General features: G+C 49.2%; 23 protein-coding genes. 5 read left to right on the forward strand and 18 right to left on the reverse strand.

Annotated features, from left to right (window positions below; genetic code table 11):
• Positions 1–288: 288 nt before the first annotated feature.
• Positions 289–696 carry a hypothetical protein gene (locus D8M23_RS12090; protein ID WP_238693749.1) on the forward strand — a complete coding sequence of 136 codons (408 nt, stop codon included), beginning with the start codon at positions 289–291 and terminating at the stop codon, positions 694–696.
• Here D8M23_RS12090 and D8M23_RS03840 read toward each other — a convergent pair.
• From D8M23_RS03840 to D8M23_RS03850, 3 genes are all read right to left on the reverse strand, one after another.
• On the reverse strand, positions 648–935 hold the full coding sequence (locus D8M23_RS03840; protein ID WP_006887931.1) for a hypothetical protein: 288 nt from the start codon (positions 933–935) through the stop codon (positions 648–650). The two genes, D8M23_RS12090 and D8M23_RS03840, sit on opposite strands and share 49 nt — an antisense overlap.
• A 585-nt stretch (positions 936–1,520) precedes the next feature.
• Positions 1,521–1,931: a hypothetical protein gene (locus D8M23_RS03845; RefSeq protein WP_094758094.1), complete on the reverse strand. Its 411-nt coding sequence runs from the start codon at positions 1,929–1,931 to the stop codon at positions 1,521–1,523.
• Positions 1,932–2,044: 113 nt separating this feature from the next.
• Positions 2,045–2,362, reverse strand: a complete 318-nt coding sequence (locus D8M23_RS03850) for an RHS repeat-associated core domain-containing protein (RefSeq protein ID WP_126853758.1) — start codon at positions 2,360–2,362, stop codon at positions 2,045–2,047.
• A 149-nt stretch (positions 2,363–2,511) separates the two neighbouring features.
• Here D8M23_RS03850 and D8M23_RS11695 point away from each other — a divergent pair, with 149 nt between their 5' ends.
• Positions 2,512–2,988 carry a hypothetical protein gene (locus D8M23_RS11695; protein ID WP_153274071.1) on the forward strand — a complete coding sequence of 159 codons (477 nt, stop codon included), beginning with the start codon at positions 2,512–2,514 and terminating at the stop codon, positions 2,986–2,988.
• On the opposite strand, the gene D8M23_RS03860 is transcribed toward D8M23_RS11695, so the two are convergent.
• The 4 genes from D8M23_RS03860 to D8M23_RS03875 form a co-directional block, all read right to left on the reverse strand.
• Positions 2,985–3,293 carry a hypothetical protein gene (locus tag D8M23_RS03860; RefSeq protein ID WP_126499949.1) on the reverse strand — a complete coding sequence of 103 codons (309 nt, stop codon included), beginning with the start codon at positions 3,291–3,293 and terminating at the stop codon, positions 2,985–2,987. The two genes, D8M23_RS11695 and D8M23_RS03860, sit on opposite strands and share 4 nt — an antisense overlap.
• Positions 3,294–3,729: 436 nt before the next feature.
• Positions 3,730–4,353 carry an SMI1/KNR4 family protein gene (locus tag D8M23_RS03865; RefSeq protein WP_126853759.1) on the reverse strand — a complete coding sequence of 208 codons (624 nt, stop codon included), beginning with the start codon at positions 4,351–4,353 and terminating at the stop codon, positions 3,730–3,732.
• A 188-nt stretch (positions 4,354–4,541) separates the two neighbouring features.
• Positions 4,542–4,991: a hypothetical protein gene (locus D8M23_RS03870; protein WP_126853760.1), complete on the reverse strand. Its 450-nt coding sequence runs from the start codon at positions 4,989–4,991 to the stop codon at positions 4,542–4,544.
• Positions 4,992–5,012: 21 nt separating this feature from the next.
• On the reverse strand, positions 5,013–5,558 hold the full coding sequence (locus tag D8M23_RS03875) for a hypothetical protein (RefSeq protein WP_238693768.1): 546 nt from the start codon (positions 5,556–5,558) through the stop codon (positions 5,013–5,015).
• A gap of 508 nt (positions 5,559–6,066) precedes the next feature.
• Between D8M23_RS03875 and D8M23_RS03880 the strand changes: the two genes are divergently transcribed.
• The 3 genes from D8M23_RS03880 to D8M23_RS03890 all read left to right on the forward strand — a co-directional run bounded on the left by D8M23_RS03880 (position 6,067) and on the right by D8M23_RS03890 (position 7,893).
• Positions 6,067–6,594: a hypothetical protein gene (locus D8M23_RS03880; RefSeq protein ID WP_126853761.1), complete on the forward strand. Its 528-nt coding sequence runs from the start codon at positions 6,067–6,069 to the stop codon at positions 6,592–6,594.
• 254 nt (positions 6,595–6,848) lie between these two features.
• Positions 6,849–7,460 carry a hypothetical protein gene (locus tag D8M23_RS03885; protein ID WP_126853762.1) on the forward strand — a complete coding sequence of 204 codons (612 nt, stop codon included), beginning with the start codon at positions 6,849–6,851 and terminating at the stop codon, positions 7,458–7,460.
• Positions 7,461–7,500: 40 nt separating this feature from the next.
• Positions 7,501–7,893 (forward strand): immunity 22 family protein, encoded by a 393-nt coding sequence (locus tag D8M23_RS03890; RefSeq protein ID WP_126853763.1) that lies wholly within the window; start codon positions 7,501–7,503, stop codon positions 7,891–7,893.
• Here the strand turns inward: D8M23_RS03890 and D8M23_RS03895 are convergent.
• The 11 genes from D8M23_RS03895 to ribB form a co-directional block, all read right to left on the reverse strand.
• Positions 7,848–8,246 carry a hypothetical protein gene (locus D8M23_RS03895; RefSeq protein ID WP_126499944.1) on the reverse strand — a complete coding sequence of 133 codons (399 nt, stop codon included), beginning with the start codon at positions 8,244–8,246 and terminating at the stop codon, positions 7,848–7,850. The genes D8M23_RS03890 and D8M23_RS03895 overlap by 46 nt on opposite strands.
• Positions 8,247–8,398: 152 nt before the next feature.
• Positions 8,399–9,562, reverse strand: a complete 1,164-nt coding sequence (gene lgt / locus D8M23_RS03900; RefSeq protein WP_126853764.1) for a prolipoprotein diacylglyceryl transferase — start codon at positions 9,560–9,562, stop codon at positions 8,399–8,401.
• Positions 9,562–10,413 carry a tryptophan synthase subunit alpha gene (gene trpA, locus D8M23_RS03905; RefSeq protein WP_126853765.1) on the reverse strand — a complete coding sequence of 284 codons (852 nt, stop codon included), beginning with the start codon at positions 10,411–10,413 and terminating at the stop codon, positions 9,562–9,564. The genes lgt and trpA overlap by 1 nt, the downstream gene beginning before the upstream one ends.
• A gap of 3 nt (positions 10,414–10,416) precedes the next feature.
• Entirely contained in the window at positions 10,417–11,757 is a 1,341-nt protein-coding gene (trpB, locus tag D8M23_RS03910) for a tryptophan synthase subunit beta (protein WP_126853766.1), read from the reverse strand.
• Between the two features lie 125 nt (positions 11,758–11,882).
• Positions 11,883–12,686, reverse strand: coding sequence for an indole-3-glycerol phosphate synthase TrpC (gene trpC / locus D8M23_RS03915; protein ID WP_006887915.1), 804 nt, complete (start codon positions 12,684–12,686; stop codon positions 11,883–11,885).
• A gap of 98 nt (positions 12,687–12,784) precedes the next feature.
• On the reverse strand, positions 12,785–13,039 hold the full coding sequence (locus tag D8M23_RS03920) for an HGxxPAAW family protein (protein ID WP_037237388.1): 255 nt from the start codon (positions 13,037–13,039) through the stop codon (positions 12,785–12,787).
• 130 nt (positions 13,040–13,169) lie between these two features.
• On the reverse strand, positions 13,170–13,871 hold the full coding sequence (locus tag D8M23_RS03925) for a Trp biosynthesis-associated membrane protein (protein WP_037237390.1): 702 nt from the start codon (positions 13,869–13,871) through the stop codon (positions 13,170–13,172).
• Positions 13,872–13,880: 9 nt separating this feature from the next.
• Positions 13,881–15,470, reverse strand: a complete 1,590-nt coding sequence (locus D8M23_RS03930) for an anthranilate synthase component I (protein WP_126853767.1) — start codon at positions 15,468–15,470, stop codon at positions 13,881–13,883.
• Positions 15,471–15,555: 85 nt separating this feature from the next.
• Complete coding sequence (ribH, locus tag D8M23_RS03935) at positions 15,556–16,029, reverse strand: 6,7-dimethyl-8-ribityllumazine synthase (protein WP_037237396.1); 474 nt, start codon at positions 16,027–16,029, stop codon at positions 15,556–15,558.
• Positions 16,030–16,086: 57 nt separating this feature from the next.
• A complete protein-coding gene (locus tag D8M23_RS03940) occupies positions 16,087–16,884 on the reverse strand; it encodes a GTP cyclohydrolase II (RefSeq protein WP_126853768.1) in 798 nt (265 codons plus the stop codon).
• Positions 16,881–18,167 carry a 3,4-dihydroxy-2-butanone-4-phosphate synthase gene (gene ribB, locus D8M23_RS03945; protein WP_126853769.1) on the reverse strand — a complete coding sequence of 429 codons (1,287 nt, stop codon included), beginning with the start codon at positions 18,165–18,167 and terminating at the stop codon, positions 16,881–16,883. The genes D8M23_RS03940 and ribB overlap by 4 nt, the downstream gene beginning before the upstream one ends.
• Positions 18,168–18,191 lie beyond the last annotated feature (24 nt).

The raw sequence follows: 18,191 nt of genomic DNA on the forward strand, positions 1-18,191 counted from the left end.
TTTGAAATTTCCTTGGAGTTTTTGCGCCTTCCTTGCGATTGTAGATATTCTATTGCTTTTTGTTTCCAATGAGCTTTTCTGAACCTGTTATAAAATTTATTTAGTTCATGGTCTCGCCTAAATGATTCTGAAATAAACGAATGAAGTTTGCGAGTATGCTTCTGATGTATACTTTCTGTTTCTTTGAGCTTGTTGCTCATGTGGAACATGTCGCCGATACACACGATGTGGCGCTTGCGGACTTTAACTGAAGAAGAATGCCCTCGGCCAAGCCAGTTTGGTGGCGGTGTGGGAAAATACGCCCATGCGGCCGGGCAGGGCGGGTTCGTCACCAGTGATACGGTTGGTCTTGCTGGCTTTGAAGATGAAGGCGGGCATGCGGTTGAGACGTACATCTTTAGCAACGGTTTTGTACCGCCCAGATTGGCAAAGAAGGGTATGGGCTTGCACTGTGGAAGGAGCAGGAGGAGGCGCCCTGCAGAAATCGGGAAGGGTACAGACAACATTGAAGTCGCTGTTTTTACAGGCGATTTTATTGACGACATGGGAACTCCTATCGGGACGAGGGCGTCTGAAAGGAGAAATCATCTGAAATTTGTTTCAGAGAACCTTGCGGAGTTGTTGGATCCCGACCCAATTTACGGTTACTATCTTGCGAAAAATAGTTTTGTAGCATTGGTTTTAGAGTTTACATAGATTTGAATAATTCCTTTTCCTCCTCTTTGATTAGAAGATAATATTTTAGGATAATAGATAAAAACAAAATATTTATTTTCTGTGTTATCAATAGCGACCTTGCAAGATATGTTGTATTCTGCTACATCAAATCCTTTATTCTCCATTTCTTTCATTGAAATGAATAAAGATTTTGAATATTCCTTCTCTATAAATAGTTCTCGATCTGAATATTTATAAATATCAATAGAATTGGCCATTATATTTTCTCCTGGGAAAATATAAACAGTGTCATGATTTTGCATATTCTCATATTTATTTTGAATGAACCCCTTATTTCAATAATTAAATTCCAGCAAAGGGCCTGCATTTTAAAAAGCCCCTGAAGGAGTTCCTGAGTATCCTAATTTTCCTTTAGCATCAGCAGTAATCTCCTCAATATCTGGGCTAGAAAAATTGTCACTATTGAATGTGTCTTTGCTCTTTGTAGTTCTCTTGCCAGAGGCTGTTGACTGATCTTCATATGTGCAATATTCACCAACAATAGAACATCCACTAGGTGCAAGTTTACCAGCATCAGCTGGATTAAATCCATCTAACGTTCCTTTAACCGGTATAGTTGTCGAGCCACAGCAGGTTGCCGTCCCAACCGGTTTCTTGAATCAGGTTGTCGGTCGGACCGTAATCGAGGCGGTAGGTTTCGCCGTTATCATGCTCCTAAAACTGTTAAATTAGATTTTCGTTCCTAAGAAATTTAAGACAACAGAATAAGATTCACAAGAAGGCAAGGATTTTCCATCATCAACCGATGTAACTTTTGTTACAGTTGTTAAATCCCTCAAATGTTAATCATAGTCATAAAGGATAGCAGAGCAGTCATCTAAGTTAATCACATTATTTGTGCTTAATATTAAATTATTGTTTCTAATAACCCCATACTGATATCCTTTTCTCTCAAAATGATTTTTAATCTTTTGCAGAATTAATGTCTTATTTGAGTTACTTTTGAAAGATATCCCACAAAATTTTTCCCCGTTAGGTAAAGTAATCTCACAATTGGACGAAATCAAACAAAAATCCTCCGATTCCAGTTCAGAAATACTGAAAATTTCATCAAATGAATCTTCAAAGCTATGCATATCATAGTTAATATATAAAAACACCCTATCAGGATTTTGGTGGGGATGATTACCAACGATATTTACAGCATCTTCTATTTGCTTTATGACATTAATTTTATGGTTAGCTTTTTTCATTTAATAATTCTTATACTTTCGTAATTATAAAATAATATTTGTTAGACTTTCTTGGGCAAAACTTGTGAGTAATGATCACAAATTCCTTGCTATTTGTATGATATACGACTTGATCAAAACATTTCAGATTTTTCTTTATACTTGACCCAAGTTTTCCATCCCAAAGAATCATCCCAACCATGAACATTTAGTGCCAATAGATATAAGTTACCTCCACCTATCAACCCAATCGGATCCTGACGCACAAACCGACCCGCATCAGGTTCATAATACCTGAAGAAGTTGGAATGCAGTCCTGCCTCGCGGTCGGCATACTGGTTCTGTAACCGGGATGGCTGATAAACGGTATCCGTTACTTTGGTTTCGCTCTTTAGTTTGCCCCAACCGTAATAATCCCCAAACCACAAGAGATTGCCATCCTTATCGGTCATCTCACGCGGGATGCCGATATGCTCACAGTGGAAGTAGTGGATTTGGTATCAGCTTTCTCCTTCGTCGGTTGCCCATCGCGGACTTGCGCAAGCGGTTTATAGCTGTTCAGGTAGGTATATCTGCCGTCCGAGTGAATTTCCTGCAGTAGGTGGCTGCCGTCCCGAACGAATCCGGTTTTATCCTCGAGGTTCCTCTGAAAAGATATTGTGCGCAGGTCAAAGACAAACAGTTCGCTGCCCGCTTTGGTGATCCTTCCCAGTTTGTCATACTCGAAATGCGTTGTTCCCGTCCGCTGGTCGGTACTGTGGGTCAGGTGCCGTTGGTATCTTCCACCGCCACCAGCAGGAAGATGGTACAGTCTTCGCCCGAACCGTCCGCTACTACCCGTCAGGGCGGCAGGATGCCTTCAAAAGCAAAGTCGGTTTCACTCTCCAAAAACTTCAGCCCGTATATCGGATTGACCGGACGGCCGGCAGCAGCAGCGGCCTTACAGGAAATACAGGGGTTTAGGCAACAGCTTTCCTTTGAACTTGTTGTTCATATAGAACATATCGCCAACGCGTATGATGTGGCGCTTGCGGATTTTAACCGAAGAAGAATGCATCATCGGCCAGGAAGGTTTTAGCTAGTCATTTCCATTGCAATTTCATGTAGCGCATCCATTAAATGAAAAATTTTATTTGCTTGTTCTTCATTGGTATATACTTCATGTTGCCTATTTCCACATGTCAAAAGAACAGAAGTCATATCAATAAATATATTTACTAAACTAATAGGTAAAGCATCCGCGCCAGAATATTCTTTTTTTAATTCAAGTAGTGAGTTAATTAAATTCTCACAATCATAGTCTGTTATACCTTTTCGCGTTTCTGCTTGATATGAAACATCCAAAAAATTTTTAGTAAATATTTGAATTTTATTTTCTTCCATATTATGCCCTTAATCTACTTTTTTAATTGCACTTGTGGGAATACTACCTGTTACTAATATTTCTTGTGCTTTAGATGCCCTATTTTTAACTGTATTACCTTTTAACCGGGAACAACTACTAGGTAAATCAATAAATATCTCCCTGAATTTGACTTAAATTAACTTCAATAATAATCTGGTCTGCAATTCCATATAGTTGTCTATTATTTTTTTGCAGGTAATTAGACAGAAGCGCGCGTGCAGTTAGCATACACGACGCTACACCACACGTTAAATAAATACATTATATATCTCCACAGCTTGCTGGTCATTCTGAACGCATGTTGCGTAAAAAATATTCGCCAAAACTTTAAGCTGTATTTTATTTGCTTTTTGTGGTATCAAAAATTTTTAACGAAAGATGCAGTCGCTATACAGCACAGGTTCATGTTTGTTATCAAAAATCTCTTTCTACAATAGGAACTTTATCTAGAATTTCGGTAAGCCAAATATCATACCACTCTAAAAAACTAACTCTTTCCTTTTCTTTATATGAATATGGAAAAATTCCACCATAATTACCTCGCCCATCATACCAAACATTACCAGCTTCTGGTCCTGTTAAGACGAGCAAAAATAGTTCACCACATCCTAAGTCACAGAAACAAATTGAACCACTAATATGTTTCGTTGAAAAATAATTTCTACTTAGCACATCTAAACTATTAGCATTAATTTCTAACGCAGCATAAAAGGAATCATCGTTCCAAGCTTTACAGTAAGGAAAATTTTCAGACAATAAAATTTTGTCTTCTCCTTCTTCTGACAAGATTCTTGGATCTATAATACTTTTATCATTATCCAATGGTAATATTCCTATACCAGGGCCGACTCCTCCATTTCCAATGATTTGTATAAATTCTTTATAATCCTCAGGGAGGACAACATTATTAACATCTTCAAAATGTTGAATAGCTTCTTTATCTATAATTGGATTGAAAGTTAGCTTTTCAAATCTTTTAGTAATGACATAATTACCACTCTGAATTTTTTTGATTTTTACTTTAATTTTATCTAACATTTTTCCTCACTATAATATTTCACCGCTTGGTCCCTCTGTTCTTTTCATGAGATTGCCAGAATTTCTATCTGCCCATGAAAATTCTATGGTCACTTCATTTTTTAGCAAAATTTTCCATGCCGATTTCATACCTATCACGAGGAGATAATCCACTCAATTGTTTTACCTTCATCCAATATTTTGTCTAATTAAGAACTTGATATAAAGTTTTCCAGTGCGGCAATGAACCTATCACACAAAACATCCTCAATTTCATATAGCAGCTCAAGGTAAAGAAACAATTCCTCATATATATCTCCTAATAAACGAATTTTCTCTGCTACCCTTGGATACAAAAAGTTTACCGTTATACGTTGAATACTTTTTTCTTTACCTTCCAATATTTCATAATTAGTCCAAGCATACTTTTCACGAGTATGTAATTTTTTGGCAGTAATTTTTCCAGATAAAAATCTCTTAGCGTAATCTAAATCTATTTTGGGGTCATTTCCATTGCTAAGAGGAGCTATTTCTATCTCAGTAAATAGAATCAAAAATTTAATTAACTCTGTGTACGGAATTGATTCAATTAATTTTAATTCTCTAATTTTATCATATGCATTAATAATTTTTGATTTAGACACTTTTTTATAGCTCATAATTATTTATTTTTTTGAACCTTATATAATATCTTCAATATTAATATTTGCTGAAATTAGTCCTTCCTTACTCTCTATAAACAACGAGCCAGTATCGTTTATAAGATAAGAGGTTCCTCTTGTAAATATTAAATTATAAAGTCCTTCATAAAATTTCCCTCCAACATAATAGATATCCCCCGAGTCAGGTATTTCATAAATTCCCCCTGATTCATCAATCAAAATTTCTCGACCGCTCTTAAAACCAAAATTTCTTATTTTCTTATTTGTCAAATATGTACAAAAACATGAACTTTCTTCTTCTGATGAATAATCTATTAATTTTTGGGTTGTTTCCCCAAAAGTATAAACATCATTACTAAATATATATTTTTTATAATTATCTTGCATGTAAAAATCTTTAGTTACTGAAATATACCATATTTCTCGTAAAAATTTCTTAACCACACTGGGTAAGTCCTCTATATGAGATGGCAGCTTTTCAAGTACAATGTCCCTTTCCGGATACCAACCGGAAGAAATCATCTTTTTAAAAAAATCAGAATTTATTTCATATGGTTGTTTCATTTTCACCTCAATATTTAAAATATTTTTAATAATCCTGGGCTGCTACACCATCAATGATGTCTAGCTTATCTAAAAATTTACCACACGATTTACATGCTGATACCAGCTTTCCATTTCTTACCTGTATCGCAACTGATGCTGCTCCTTTTATTTTATTCGTGTCCCACCATATAATGTACAAACTATGCGCAACGCCCTTGGATACTGATTTTGTCACATGACATAGATCTGTTGTTGACTTTCACCTTCAGCGTCAATGTGGCTTTAAACCTGTGCCAGAGGTTCATACCTTCTCGGGTCAGCTTGTTATCACGAAGGAGTACTGTTTTTATATAATAGTAGCAGCCCTTTATGAAGGCAACAGTTTAGTGCCTTCCAAGGTAAAATGCTCGCTTAGGATAAAAAAGGTATTATATTAATAATGATATAGAAAATAGAATGCATCAAAATATTAAATACTAATGCTAAAATATATTCAGTTTAATTAATAAAATAGGAAAATAGAATTATGAATTATAATCTAGAAATAATCAGTTATTCTCAAGTATTTGCCGATTCAAAATACTTGAAAGAATTTAGATTCGCAAATGGAAAACCTTTTCCTTATTCTTACCAAATTTTTGTGGATCAGTTCGGTTGGGGCAGAGCATTGAACAATTACTTAATCTATATCCCTTCAAACCCTAAGTTTCATGACTCCTGGCAACAAGCACGTGAAGACATTAGGTCGACATATATAAATAATATTGATGAATACATCGGCTATTATCCAAATGATTTATTAAGTTTAATGGAACGTATGGAGCCATTTGCCAGAAGCGAATCAGGATATTATTTATTTTGGGATATATATAGCGAAAATCTAGCTGATGAATTTGATATATACGCAACTGATTTTGTGGGAGATATATATCTTCTAGGAAAAGACCTCTTCGAAGTTTTTTATAATCTAACCAATACTACCGAAATCTTGCAAAAATGTTTTAACACAAATCCTTGGCCAAAAATATTTGAGGGATTCTCTTCAATTTGTTAGAAATTAATAACTTAAGTAAATTAATCTTTTTAGAATGAGCTTTTACTTACATAAAATATTTTACTCCTCGATATTGATCGTCTGAAAGCTCCTCATACAGACAATCAACTACATTAGCAAGCGAGCATAGGTTGGCGCCCTGCCCGAATCCAGGCGCTCCGACAGAGTATAATTTTCTTCTGAGAGTACACTCCCGGATGAGATAAATCAGAAGGTGCTGTCAAACAGGATGCACTAATAACTATAGGAAAATCATGAATTTAGACATACAAATCGTGTCCCAAGAGTTTAGACAAACACTCCAGATTAATAACTGGTTGAACAATATTGGAAACCATCAAAATTATGGTGGCAGCATATCATCACCTTTTAATATCCAGTTCATTACAGAGAAAGACCGAGTATACAGGTGCATGAAAGCTGATGCTTGGACGAATATTGATATTGATGTTTTTAATGAAATTCTTGAATTTCTTGAAATGCATTCTATAGATGGAAGTATCATCAATGATCTAGCGGCAGAAGGTAAGAATATATTTGACGAAAACAAAACTTATCTAACCCATAGGTTAATATCCTACAAAATACATGAAAATGTTGCTGATTATATTTTAATGCCCGCTTTCGTGAGAGGATTTCAAGAATTCTATGTATCAAAACTCCACACAAATATGCTTATTAATTTTAATAGAAATCTAATATCTCTGCTAAATCTTGGTTATTTACCCTGCGGCTGGAAATACTCACCCATATGGAAAAATCACCCCAATAATTTAGTGGTGCATCTCGATAATTCTTCGAAAGAAAATTTAAAAACACATGTGAAATCTTTCGATTATTCATCCGGTACTTTATATCTTTTTTAGAAAGCTCTGATGGCTACTCGTTAACAGGGAGGGCACAAGAATGATTGATACAACCGTTCGGGGAATAATATCTGTGTGGCTGGGGATATCCCATCAAACGATAGAAGAATTTAGTGCATACACCCACGGCCTGGAAGACTCACATTCTGGATGCCCAGCTTTCAAAGATTTTGGGGTCTCATTTATCGATACTGACTTTTTCGTCGCCTACAGAACCACCAACGGTGAAGTTCTGCCCGTGGAAGAGCTAGCAGATGAGATCGATACAAATTCCCTGGAAACACTGAACAGCATTGTGGCAGCGGCAAAGAACAAAGGGATAACCCACGGCAACGCCCTCTACTATTATGTGAACGCAAAATTTACCGAAGAAAACCCCGGGATTCTCTACAATGACCTCACATTTATAGGCTCTTTTGATGACCCGGAGTAGCCTGTGGACTTTTTCTTCCTAAGATCAATACCCATAAAGACGCTAATATCGTCCATTGCATCCTCGGCGGCCCCACGGATATCTGGCACAGGGGAACGATGTTTATCTCTCAACAGCTGGAAAATACGGGACGTATCCCCCACCTGTTGATGTAGTCGCGCCAAATGCCCAAAGCAGGTAATAGCCAGTGAGCTCACTTCTGTGTTGGCGCTGTCAGCCTGTTCGCAAAGCCGCTCAGACACCCAGGTAACATCACCCACGGCAAAGACCATTTCCATAAGCCCATCAATCACCGTATCCCGGTCAGCAGATAAAAGCTTATAAGCTACTACCCTTTTGAGCTCTTCACCCACACTTCACCGCCACTCCTGCATCGCCACAGCTGAAACATACAACCCCGAAGACTATACGCTGCCACCTACTGCAAGCACAGCGCAATCCCTCGGGAAGATCTCAAACTATCGGCAGCACACAGGGTACCCACCTTTCCATACTGGTGGTGAGGCTACGATCCGTCAGAATCGTCTGTTGTCTCTTCTTTCGGTTGAGAGGGGCGGTCCTGAGCTTCGCCAGATGTTTCAGCCGCAGAATTATTTACAGCTTTAGCCTTCGACATACCCTTCGCCGAAGAAACATTACTGGTGTTCTCGGTTTTCTTCGCAGCCTTCTTCTTATCGTCAGCTTTCTCCCCTGTCGAGGCTGCATCGTCCTCCGCAGCATCCTTTGAACCCGTCTCGAGTACATCCGACGGGTTCTCAGCTGTCCCGCGTTCCTCAACAGGGCCATCCGTCACACCAGCAGCAGCCTTCGCCGAGGCGCGCACACCCGCAACAATAAAGCCGGTCAACCCCAGCACCACCAGCAACCCGGCGGTCCACACGTGAATACGCAGCCCCAGCAGCATCTCGGAAGTATCAATACGCAAGAAAGCCTCAATGAACAAGCGGCCCACACCGTAATACAAAACATACAGCCACAGGGTCTGCCCCAGCTTCAAAACGCCCTTCTTACCCAGGTAAATCAGCAAGAACGCGCCCAGCAGATTCCATAGCGACTCATACAAGAAGGTGGGGTGGAACAGCGTACCCGCCGGGTACTGGCTCGGGAAATTTGGACTATTCGCATCAATCTGCAGACCCCACGGAAGAGTCGTAGGCTTACCGAAAAGCTCCTGATTAAACCAGTTACCCCAACGACCAAACGCCTGCGCCAAAATAATACCCGGCGCCACAGCATCCGCAAACGCCGCGAAATTCATGCGGTAACGGCGGCACGCATACCAGGCACCAAGAGCGCCCACAGAAACCGCGCCCATAATACCGATACCGCCCTCCCAGATCTTTAAAAAGGCCAGCGGATCGCCACTTGCCTTCGGGCCAAAATAGCTGCCCGGGTCGGTAATGAGCACATGATAGGCTCGGGCACCCACAATACCGGCAGGGATAGCCCACATCGCCACATCATACACACGCTCACGGGTACCCCCCATCTGCGCCCACCGCCTGCCGCTAAGCCACAGACACACCGCAATCCCGGCGAGGATACACAGCGCATAAAAATGGATCCGCAGCGGCCCAACCTGAATATACGAAACATCAGGAGAAGGTATAGACGCCAAAGGGACACTAGAAACAGCCGACACGGCAGCTGAAGACACCAAACTCAACATTATGCACGACCTGCCAATTCACGGGTCAAAGCCCCCACAGCCTCAGGCCCGCCCTGCTGCAGCGCCTTCACCAGTGCGGTACCAACAATCACCCCATCCGCGTAGGCGCCAATCTCCTCCACATGGGCGCGGGTAGACACCCCCAACCCAACACACGCATGCTTGGCACCGGCGGCACGAATATCATCCACCAGCAACCGAGCAGCCTCAGAGACCGAGGCACGGGCACCCGTAACACCCATCACCGACACCGCATACACAAAACCACTAGACGCCTTCGCAATAGTCTTAAGACGATCCTGGGACGACGACAGCGCCGCCAAGAAAATACGATCCAGCCCGTGTTTCTCGGACGCTTCAAACCACTCAGAAGCCTCATCCGGCACCAGATCGGGGGTAATAATCCCTGCACCCCCGGCAGCGGCAAGATCACTGGCAAACCGATCTACCCCGTACGCGAGCACCGGGTTCCAGTACGTCATCACCACCACAACGGCGTTAGTTGCCTCAGTAATACGGCGCACCGCATCAAACAACTGAGTGAGCTTAAACCCGTTATCCAAAGCAGTGCCTGTAGCCTGCTGAATCACCGGGCCGTCCATGACAGGGTCAGAGTACGGCACACCAAGCTCAATAATATCCGCCCCATTATTACCCAGCTCAATGGCGGCAGCAACCGACTCATCCACAGTGGGGAACCCGGCTGGCAAATAACCGATCAGGGCGGCGCGACCGGCCTGCTGGCATTCACGCAGGCGGGCGGCTAATGCCGACCCCGGGTTAGCGGGCGGGAAAGCGCCGTCAAGCACGGAGTACGTGGCGGCATGCGGCTGTGCATCCTGGTAGCTCATAAGTTAGTTTTTCTCGCTTTCTGCCTGCTTGAGGTTCTCAGCTGCCCCCTGCGCGGCGGCCTCTTTATTACCAGTCATTAACGTAGAAGACGGGATGGCCTTCCCCAGGTCGAACCATTTCAGGGCAGTCTCCATGTCCTTGTCGCCACGGCCAGACAGGCACACCACCATAATCTTCTCCCGAGCGGCCGCAGGATCCTGTGCCGCCCACTGCTGGCAAACACGCAGCGCACCAGCAAGCGCGTGAGCAGACTCGATAGCGGGGATAATTCCTTCAGTGCGGCACAGGAGGCGGAACGCCTCCATGGCCTCAGTATCGGTCACCGGCTGGTAGCTCACGCGGCCAATATCCGAAAGGTACGAATGTTCCGGGCCGACCCCCGGATAGTCCAACCCCGCCGAAATGGAATGAGATTCGATAGTCTGCCCGTCCTCATCCTGCATCAGATACGTTACCGCGCCGTGAAGCATACCAGGGCGGCCCAAGGTAATAGTCGCCGCATGGCGCCCAGTCTCGACGCCATCACCACCAGCCTCAAACCCGTATATTTCAACGTCCCTATCGTCAAGGAAGGCATGGAAAATACCAATAGCGTTCGACCCGCCACCCACACAGGCAGCCACCCCATCAGGCAGGCACCCCGTAAGAGCCTGAACCTGCTCCCGCGTCTCTGAGCCAATAGCGTCATGGAAAAACCGAACCATCGCCGGGAACGGATGCGCACCCGCAGCCGTACCCAACAGGTAGTGGGTGTTCTCAACGTTAGCGACCCAGTCACGCAACGCCTCATTAATAGCGTCTTTAAGAGTTCGAGAACCGTTCTGTACGGCAATAACTTTCGCCCCCAGCAGCTGCATACGAGCCACATTCAAGGCCTGCCGCTCGGTGTCCTCCTCCCCCATGTACACAACGCACTCCATGCCGAACAAGGCAGCGGCAGTTGCGGTAGCTACACCGTGCTGGCCCGCACCGGTCTCAGCGATCAAACGGGTTTTGCCCATCCGCTGAGCCAGTAACGCCTGCCCGATCACATTGTTGATCTTGTGGCTCCCGGTATGGTTAAGATCCTCACGCTTGAGGAAGACTCGGGCCCCCGCGTGCTCCGAAAACCGCGGCACCTCAGTCAGCAGTGAAGGCCGGTTTGAATACTCGCGAGAAAGACGCTGAAACTGCGCAATAAACTCGGGGTCATTTTTCGCCTCGTTAAAAGTCTGCTCCAGCTCATCCATGGCAGCAATGAGAGACTCAGGCATCCACCGGCCACCGTATTGTCCGAAATAAGGGCCGGGTGCGTCCTTAAGAGTGCGGCCCTTAAGGAATGTCTCTGCCAGGTTTTCGCTCATTGTTGTCCTTCCTGGGGGTGATTCTACTGGGGTGCGGGCAGACAAAACACCCGCATCCTTAATATTCTACGGGGCGGCCCGCACAACCGGTGCCACCCGCTGAGCATACTCAACGCACAATAAAGCTACTGCGCACGAGGCACCGCCGAAAACGCACGTACCGCCGCCTCAGGGTCGCCTGACTTTACCAAAGCCTCACCGATGAGCACCGCATCCGCCCCGGCATTAGCGTAGCCTGTCACATCCTCAATACCGGACACCCCAGACTCCGCCACCTTAATGACGCTCTGCGGCAGATTAGCCGCCAAGGACGCATAATGCTCATTATTCACCTCAAGAGTCTTTAGATTACGCACATTAATACCCATAATCTTCGCGCCAACCCGCTGGGCTGTCTCAATCTCATCCGGTGTGTGCGTCTCAACAAGAGCGTTCATCCCCAGCAGCTCCGTTAACTCCAAAAAATACCGCAAAGTCTTCTCCGGTAAAGCCGCCACAATGAGCAGCACCATATCCGCCCCATGTGCCCGGGCCTCCCAAATCTGGTACTCATCAACCGTAAAATCTTTACGAAGCACCGGGATATCCACGGCAGCACGCACAGCATCCAGATCAGCCAACGAGCCGCCAAAACGACGCTGCTCAGTCAACACAGAAATAGCCGCCGCACCACCAGCCTGATATTTAGCCGCAAGCACCGCAGGATCCGGGATGTCCCCCAAGGCACCCTTCGACGGGGAAGAACGCTTCACCTCAGAAATAATACGTACCTTCGCACCATCACCGTGTAACGCCGCAAGCGCGTCCCGGGCAGGCTCAGCTGCAAGAGCCAGCTCCTTCACGCGCTCCAACGGAACCTGCTCCATACGCTGCGTTAAATCCTCACGCACGCCAACAATAATCTCATCCAGTACGGTACTGGTACTCATGGTTCACTCCTTCAGTTCACTCGCCCGCAAAGGTGCCCTTCGTGGCAGGTAGAGAAAAGGCGCCCCGCACATTCGCGGAACGCCTCTACCAGCAAGCCCTAGTGGCGTGCGGTGTTCTTCGTCTTCGCCCCGCCCTGGCCATAGCCAGCCTGCTTCAGGAAAAACCCAACCAACAGGCCAATCACAATAATGCCCGCGCCGACGAAAACCACCGGTTGACTGCCCAAGTCGTAAGCAATGGAACCCACCAGAACACCAACTGTCATAATGGCGACCATAACCCACGCGGCAACCGTGTTGCCGTGGTTAGCGTACGGGCGTTCAGGAACAATAACAATTTTCTCTTCAGCCACTAAAACTCCTCAGTGTGTGCCAGCGGATGCTCACCGAGCAATCCGCCACTTGTTAACACGATTCTATGACATATCGCGGGCTAAGGCTGAATTTAAGACACCAAACACGAAAAACAGGGGGCACACCGGGTCACCGGGTGGTGGGGTCCTCTCCCCTGCTGAGCGAATCCCAAGCGTCCATCTCATCCATGTGCCCGTCCTCCGTATGGACACTACGCGCGGCTGAACGCTCATACCTGCGCCCAGCATCCCAGGTGCGGGAGGTGAACGCAGCCCACAGCGCGACCACGATAATCAGCGCACCGCACGCCGCCGACACCCACGGCCACGGGCTCAGCGCATACTCGCCTGCCGGAGAAATTGTACCTGTTAGGCGGCTGGTTTCTGTCACCACAGCCGCAGCAGGGTTGCTTGTCACCGCAATAACGCTCAAGACGATACCAACCCCCGCAGCTGCGGCAACACCGTACACCACATACCGCAACAGACGCGGGGCGATACGCCCAGCAAGCGGGGCCGCCAACGCCACCAACGCAAGCGCGCTCACCGCCGGAGCGGCTTTTGAGCCGGATACCGCTAAAGACTGCTCACCGAAAGCACCGGTGATTCGCGCATCCACCCATGTGAGAAGAGTGGTGCCGAACGCTGCGGCCGCCACCAGCAGCCCGGAGAGCATCACCAGTCCCGGGCGGGTGCTGCGCTCCTTAGCCTGCTGTTCGGAGGCGATGGCATCCGGTGTGGCAGGTTCACGTTCCATGCTCGACTCTTGGGCACCGGTGTTTTCGAGGGGGTTTTGCCCGTCTGCCCGCCCGCTGTCGGGTTCATCACTCATTGGGGCCTCCTAAGAGGTTGCGTTCTGCGAGTTCAAAGGCGCCAAACCAGAGGCGCTCAGCACAGCCCGTAACGGGGCCGCCGCCTTATTTACGGTCTCCTGCGTTTCGGAGGTGGGCACAGAATCCATGACAATACCAGCGCCAGCCTGCACATAGGCTTTACCGTCCTTAAGAACAGCGGTGCGGATCGCAATCGCCATATCCATATCCCCGGCAAAATCAAAATACCCGCACACACCACCGTACACGCCACGCCGGGTAGGCTCATACTCATCAATCAGCTGCAACGCACGCGGCTTAGGTGCCCCCGATAAAGTGCCCGCCGGGAAAGCCGCCCGCAGCACATCATAGGCACCGAACTGCGGGTCAAGGTCAGCGCTCACCGTCGAAGAAATATGCATAATGTGGCTGAACCGTTCAATGATCATAAACTCATCCACCGACACAGTACCAGGCTTAGCAATGCGGGAAAGGTCATTACGGGCCAAATCCACCAGCATCAAGTGCTCCGAAAGCTCCTTCTGATCCGCCAGCAGCTCCTGAGCGAGCGCAATATCCTGCTCCCGGGTGGCCCCGCGCGGTCGGGAACCAGCGATCGGGTGGGTGGTTGCTTTCCCGTCCTTGAGGGTCACCAGTGCCTCCGGTGAGGACCCTACAATATGGAACGGAGTTCCTGCCGGATCCACAAAATTAAACAGGTACATGTACGGGGACGGGTTTGACTGGCGCAGCATCCGGTACACGTCCAAGGGGTTAGCTTTGGTGGCGACCTCGAACCGGCGTGAGGGTACGATCTGGAAGACATCACCGTCAACAATGTTTTTCTTCGCCTTGTCGATGGCGTCCATGTACCCCTGTTCAGACCAGGTTTCGTTGACCTCATGACGGACACGCTCATCCACCCGCGAAACGTCCGAAAGCACTGAGACCATATCGGATGCGCCGCGGGCAAGACGCTCTACCATGCGGTTTAGCCGGGCGCGGGCATCGGCGTAGGCGGCATCTACGTTCTCGTCAGTGCCGTTGAAATTAATGGCGTTAGCTACCAGCAGAACCGTTCCGTCGGTGTTATCGTGGATCGCCATATCAGAGACCATGTTCAGCGCGAACTCCGGCAGGTGCACATCATCGGCGGGAGGGAATGGCAGGTGCTCCCAGCGGCGCACCACGTCCCACCCCAGGTACCCCACCAGCCCCGATGTCAGCGGAGGAAGCCCCGGCAGCGGCTCGGTGTGCAGCATATGCAGGGTTTTGGCGATGGCCTCCACCGGGTCTCCTTCGGTGGGCGCCCCGGCCGGGGTTTCACCCTGCCAGTACACTTTCCCGTCCACGGTGGTGAGGGTCGAGCGGGATGAGGCACCAATAAACGAGTACCTGTCCCAGGCGGCGGACTCCCCTTCGGCGGTGACCTTCGCCGATTCCAGCAGGAACGTGCCCGGGGCTGCTGTGCCATCGTCCTGAAGGGCAAGTGAGCGGTAAATACCGATGGGGGTGAGCGCATCCGCCAGCACTTTAAGACGCACCGGGATGACGCGCCGCTGCGCCGCTAACGCACGGAATTCGTCAAGCGAGGGGGAAATAATACCCAAATCCTGCATGGGGTGTTCCTTCAGTTCTTTGATTCGGTGGTGTACACATCCAGTGTAGTCCCGCCCCAAAGCTGCTCCGCCGGGGCGGGCAGCTTTACGGGAGGTTTTTCAGGGTGGCGGCGGTCTGCAGCGCCGCCGCTGTGGCCTCATACCCTTTGTCCTCGGAGGAGCCGGGCAGGCCCGCGCGGTCCAGTGCCTGCTGCTCATTATCGCAGGTGAGAACACCAAACCCCACGGGGCGGCCAGTGAGCACAGACACATCGGTCAGGCCGCTGGTAGCGCCCTGGCACACGTAGTCAAAGTGCGGGGTGCCGCCGCGGATCACAACCCCCAACGCCACAATCGCGTCGTACTTCTCAGCCAGGCGGGTGGCCGCCACAGGTAGTTCGAATGTGCCCGGAACACGCACAATAGTGGGTTCTACACCGGCATCCGCTGCGGCCCGCCGGGCACCGTCCAGCAGCCCGTCCATAACCTGGGTGTGCCAACTGGCTGCCACAATAGCGAGTTTAAAACCCCGGTAGTCTTCGGGGGTAAGGGTGGTATCTGCCGCGCCTGCGCCGCTCATGGTGTTCTCCTTCGGGTTGTTTCAGAGCCTACGTGTAGTTCTGGTGTTTTCAGGGTATTAGTGGTTGTGGGGTGGTTGGGGTGTGCGTTCCTGGGCGCCCAGTTGGTGCCGCATCCGGTCGCGTTTAGTCGCTAAATACCGGGTGTTCTCGGCGCGGGCGGGCACCTCATCGGGTATCATCTCAAGAACCTCAACCCCCAGTTCGGCGAGCGCCTGCACCTTCGCCGGGTTATTTGACACCAGCCGGATGCGTTCGGCGCCCAACTCCTGCAAAATCACTGACGCCTGCGTATAGTCGCGCATGTCGGCGTCCAGGCCGAGCGCCAGGTTTGCGTCTACCGTATCAAGGCCAGCGTCCTGCAGCCGGTAGGCCCGCAGTTTATTGACCAGCCCAATGCCGCGCCCCTCATGGTTGCGGGTGTACACGAGCCAGCCGCCCTGCTGGGCGATAATGCGCAGACCGTTTTCAAGCTGCGGACCGCAATCGCACCGGTACGAACCAAAAATGTCGCCGGTGGCGCACTCCGAGTGGATGCGCACTGCGGGTGCTGGCGACTCCGTGCCTGTGCCGGTGAACGGGGTGGGGACTCCGTCATCGTTGAGGGCGCGGGCGGTAATATGTTCGGCGCCGTCGGCGAAAAGCCAGGCGCGCACACCAAATACACCGTGCGGGGTGGGAACCGGCACCTCATAGGTGGTTTCGATCAGCTGCGGGCTGGGCATCGGTACCGTATCCAGGGGTGAGGCGATGTAGGATGCGGCGGCGTCCGCGACGGCCTGCTCCTGCTCCGGGGGAAGGTTCAGGCCCTCCCAGCCCTGCCCCGTGGAGGCGGCAGGTTTCGGTTCTGGACTCATGCGCCCTCCTTCAGGTAGGCGATGAGATCTTCGATGGAGACCATCGGCAGGCTGTGTTCGGTGGCGAAAGCCCGCAGCGCGTCGAAACGCATCATTGAGCCGTCATCGTGCACCAGCTCGGCGATAACGCCCACCCCCGAAAGCCCCGCGGCACGGCACAGTTCCACGGCTGCTTCGGTATGCCCGGGGCGCTGGGCCACACCGCCTGCTACCGCGCGGAGCGGGAAAATATGTCCTGGACGGGTAATATCGGTTGGGGTTGCAGACGGGTCGGCCAGTACCCGGACGGTACGGGCACGGTCGGCGGCGCTAATACCAGTGCTGACCCCCATACGCGCGTCACATGAGACAGTGTAGGCGGTACCTTTCGGGTCCTCATTATGGGCGAGCATCGGGGGCAGGTTCAGCTTATCGGCGCGGGAGGCGCTCATCGGGGCGCATATCACCCCAGAGGTGTGCCGCACCGTGAAACCCATCAGCTGCTCGGTGGCGTGTTCGGCCGCAAAAATAATATCGCCCTCATTCTCGCGGCTCTCATCATCTACCACGACCACTGCGCCCCCAGCGGCAATCGCATCGACCGCGCTCTGAACCGTATCGAGTGTCCGGCCGGGCCTGTTCGCGGTGGTGTGCTCCCGAACCGGCGGGGTGTCGAATGCCAGCAGGCGTCCCACATACTTGGCTAGTGCATCAGTTTCCAGGTTCACGGTGTCCCCCACGGTGAGCTCCCCCAGGTTAGTGGCGGCGAGGGTTTCGGGGATCAGCCCAACTTCGAACCAGTGCTGCTTCTGGGCAGGATCGGAGACGGCGGTGACGGTCAGCGAAACACCCGAGACTGTAATTGACCCCTTCTGCACCAAATATGGGGCGAACTCGGCGGGCACGGCGAAGCGGACAGTACGCCACGCATCATGATCCGTCACCGAGACGACGGTTGCGGTTCCATCAACGTGCCCCTGTACCACGTGCCCGTCAAAACGGCCGTCTGCAGGCATGCACCGTTCAAGGTTCACGTGCGAACCGGGTACGAGAGCCCCCAGGTTGGTGCGGGCCAGAGTCTCACCCATGGCGTAGGCCCTAAACTGCCCTTCGCTCAGGTGGGGAAGGTCAATGGCGGTCAGGCACACACCGTTAACGGCCAGCGAACCGCCGTGCCCCAGATCGGCAACAATATCACCAGCGTTAATGGTGATGTGCGCGGCACCAGTATCTCTACCTTGAGCGTCCAGAACCGGCGTCACCGACTCTACAGTGCCTAAAGCACCAATAATTCCTGTAAACATTTCTCTCCTCGTCACGCCAGCTAG

Origin of the sequence: Rothia sp. HSID18067, from assembly GCF_003989445.1 — a bacterium.
In the GTDB taxonomy this organism is placed as follows: Bacteria; Actinomycetota; Actinomycetes; order Actinomycetales; family Micrococcaceae; genus Rothia; species Rothia aeria.

Coding starts and splice junctions, on each gene's coding strand:
- D8M23_RS03840 (WP_006887931.1), bottom strand. CDS start 935: ATGGCCAATTCTATTGATATTTATAAATATTCAGATCGAGAACTATTT.
- D8M23_RS03845 (WP_094758094.1), bottom strand. CDS start 1,931: ATGAAAAAAGCTAACCATAAAATTAATGTCATAAAGCAAATAGAAGAT.
- D8M23_RS03850 (WP_126853758.1), bottom strand. CDS start 2,362: ATGACCGATAAGGATGGCAATCTCTTGTGGTTTGGGGATTATTACGGT.
- D8M23_RS03860 (WP_126499949.1), bottom strand. CDS start 3,293: ATGGAAGAAAATAAAATTCAAATATTTACTAAAAATTTTTTGGATGTT.
- D8M23_RS03865 (WP_126853759.1), bottom strand. CDS start 4,353: ATGTTAGATAAAATTAAAGTAAAAATCAAAAAAATTCAGAGTGGTAAT.
- D8M23_RS03870 (WP_126853760.1), bottom strand. CDS start 4,991: ATGAGCTATAAAAAAGTGTCTAAATCAAAAATTATTAATGCATATGAT.
- D8M23_RS03875 (WP_238693768.1), bottom strand. CDS start 5,558: ATGAAACAACCATATGAAATAAATTCTGATTTTTTTAAAAAGATGATT.
- D8M23_RS03880 (WP_126853761.1), top strand. CDS start 6,067: ATGAATTATAATCTAGAAATAATCAGTTATTCTCAAGTATTTGCCGAT.
- D8M23_RS03885 (WP_126853762.1), top strand. CDS start 6,849: ATGAATTTAGACATACAAATCGTGTCCCAAGAGTTTAGACAAACACTC.
- D8M23_RS03890 (WP_126853763.1), top strand. CDS start 7,501: ATGATTGATACAACCGTTCGGGGAATAATATCTGTGTGGCTGGGGATA.
- lgt (WP_126853764.1), bottom strand. CDS start 9,562: ATGTTGAGTTTGGTGTCTTCAGCTGCCGTGTCGGCTGTTTCTAGTGTC.
- trpA (WP_126853765.1), bottom strand. CDS start 10,413: ATGAGCTACCAGGATGCACAGCCGCATGCCGCCACGTACTCCGTGCTT.
- trpB (WP_126853766.1), bottom strand. CDS start 11,757: ATGAGCGAAAACCTGGCAGAGACATTCCTTAAGGGCCGCACTCTTAAG.
- trpC (WP_006887915.1), bottom strand. CDS start 12,686: ATGAGTACCAGTACCGTACTGGATGAGATTATTGTTGGCGTGCGTGAG.
- D8M23_RS03925 (WP_037237390.1), bottom strand. CDS start 13,871: ATGAGTGATGAACCCGACAGCGGGCGGGCAGACGGGCAAAACCCCCTC.
- D8M23_RS03930 (WP_126853767.1), bottom strand. CDS start 15,470: ATGCAGGATTTGGGTATTATTTCCCCCTCGCTTGACGAATTCCGTGCG.
- ribH (WP_037237396.1), bottom strand. CDS start 16,029: ATGAGCGGCGCAGGCGCGGCAGATACCACCCTTACCCCCGAAGACTAC.
- D8M23_RS03940 (WP_126853768.1), bottom strand. CDS start 16,884: ATGAGTCCAGAACCGAAACCTGCCGCCTCCACGGGGCAGGGCTGGGAG.
- ribB (WP_126853769.1), bottom strand. CDS start 18,167: ATGTTTACAGGAATTATTGGTGCTTTAGGCACTGTAGAGTCGGTGACG.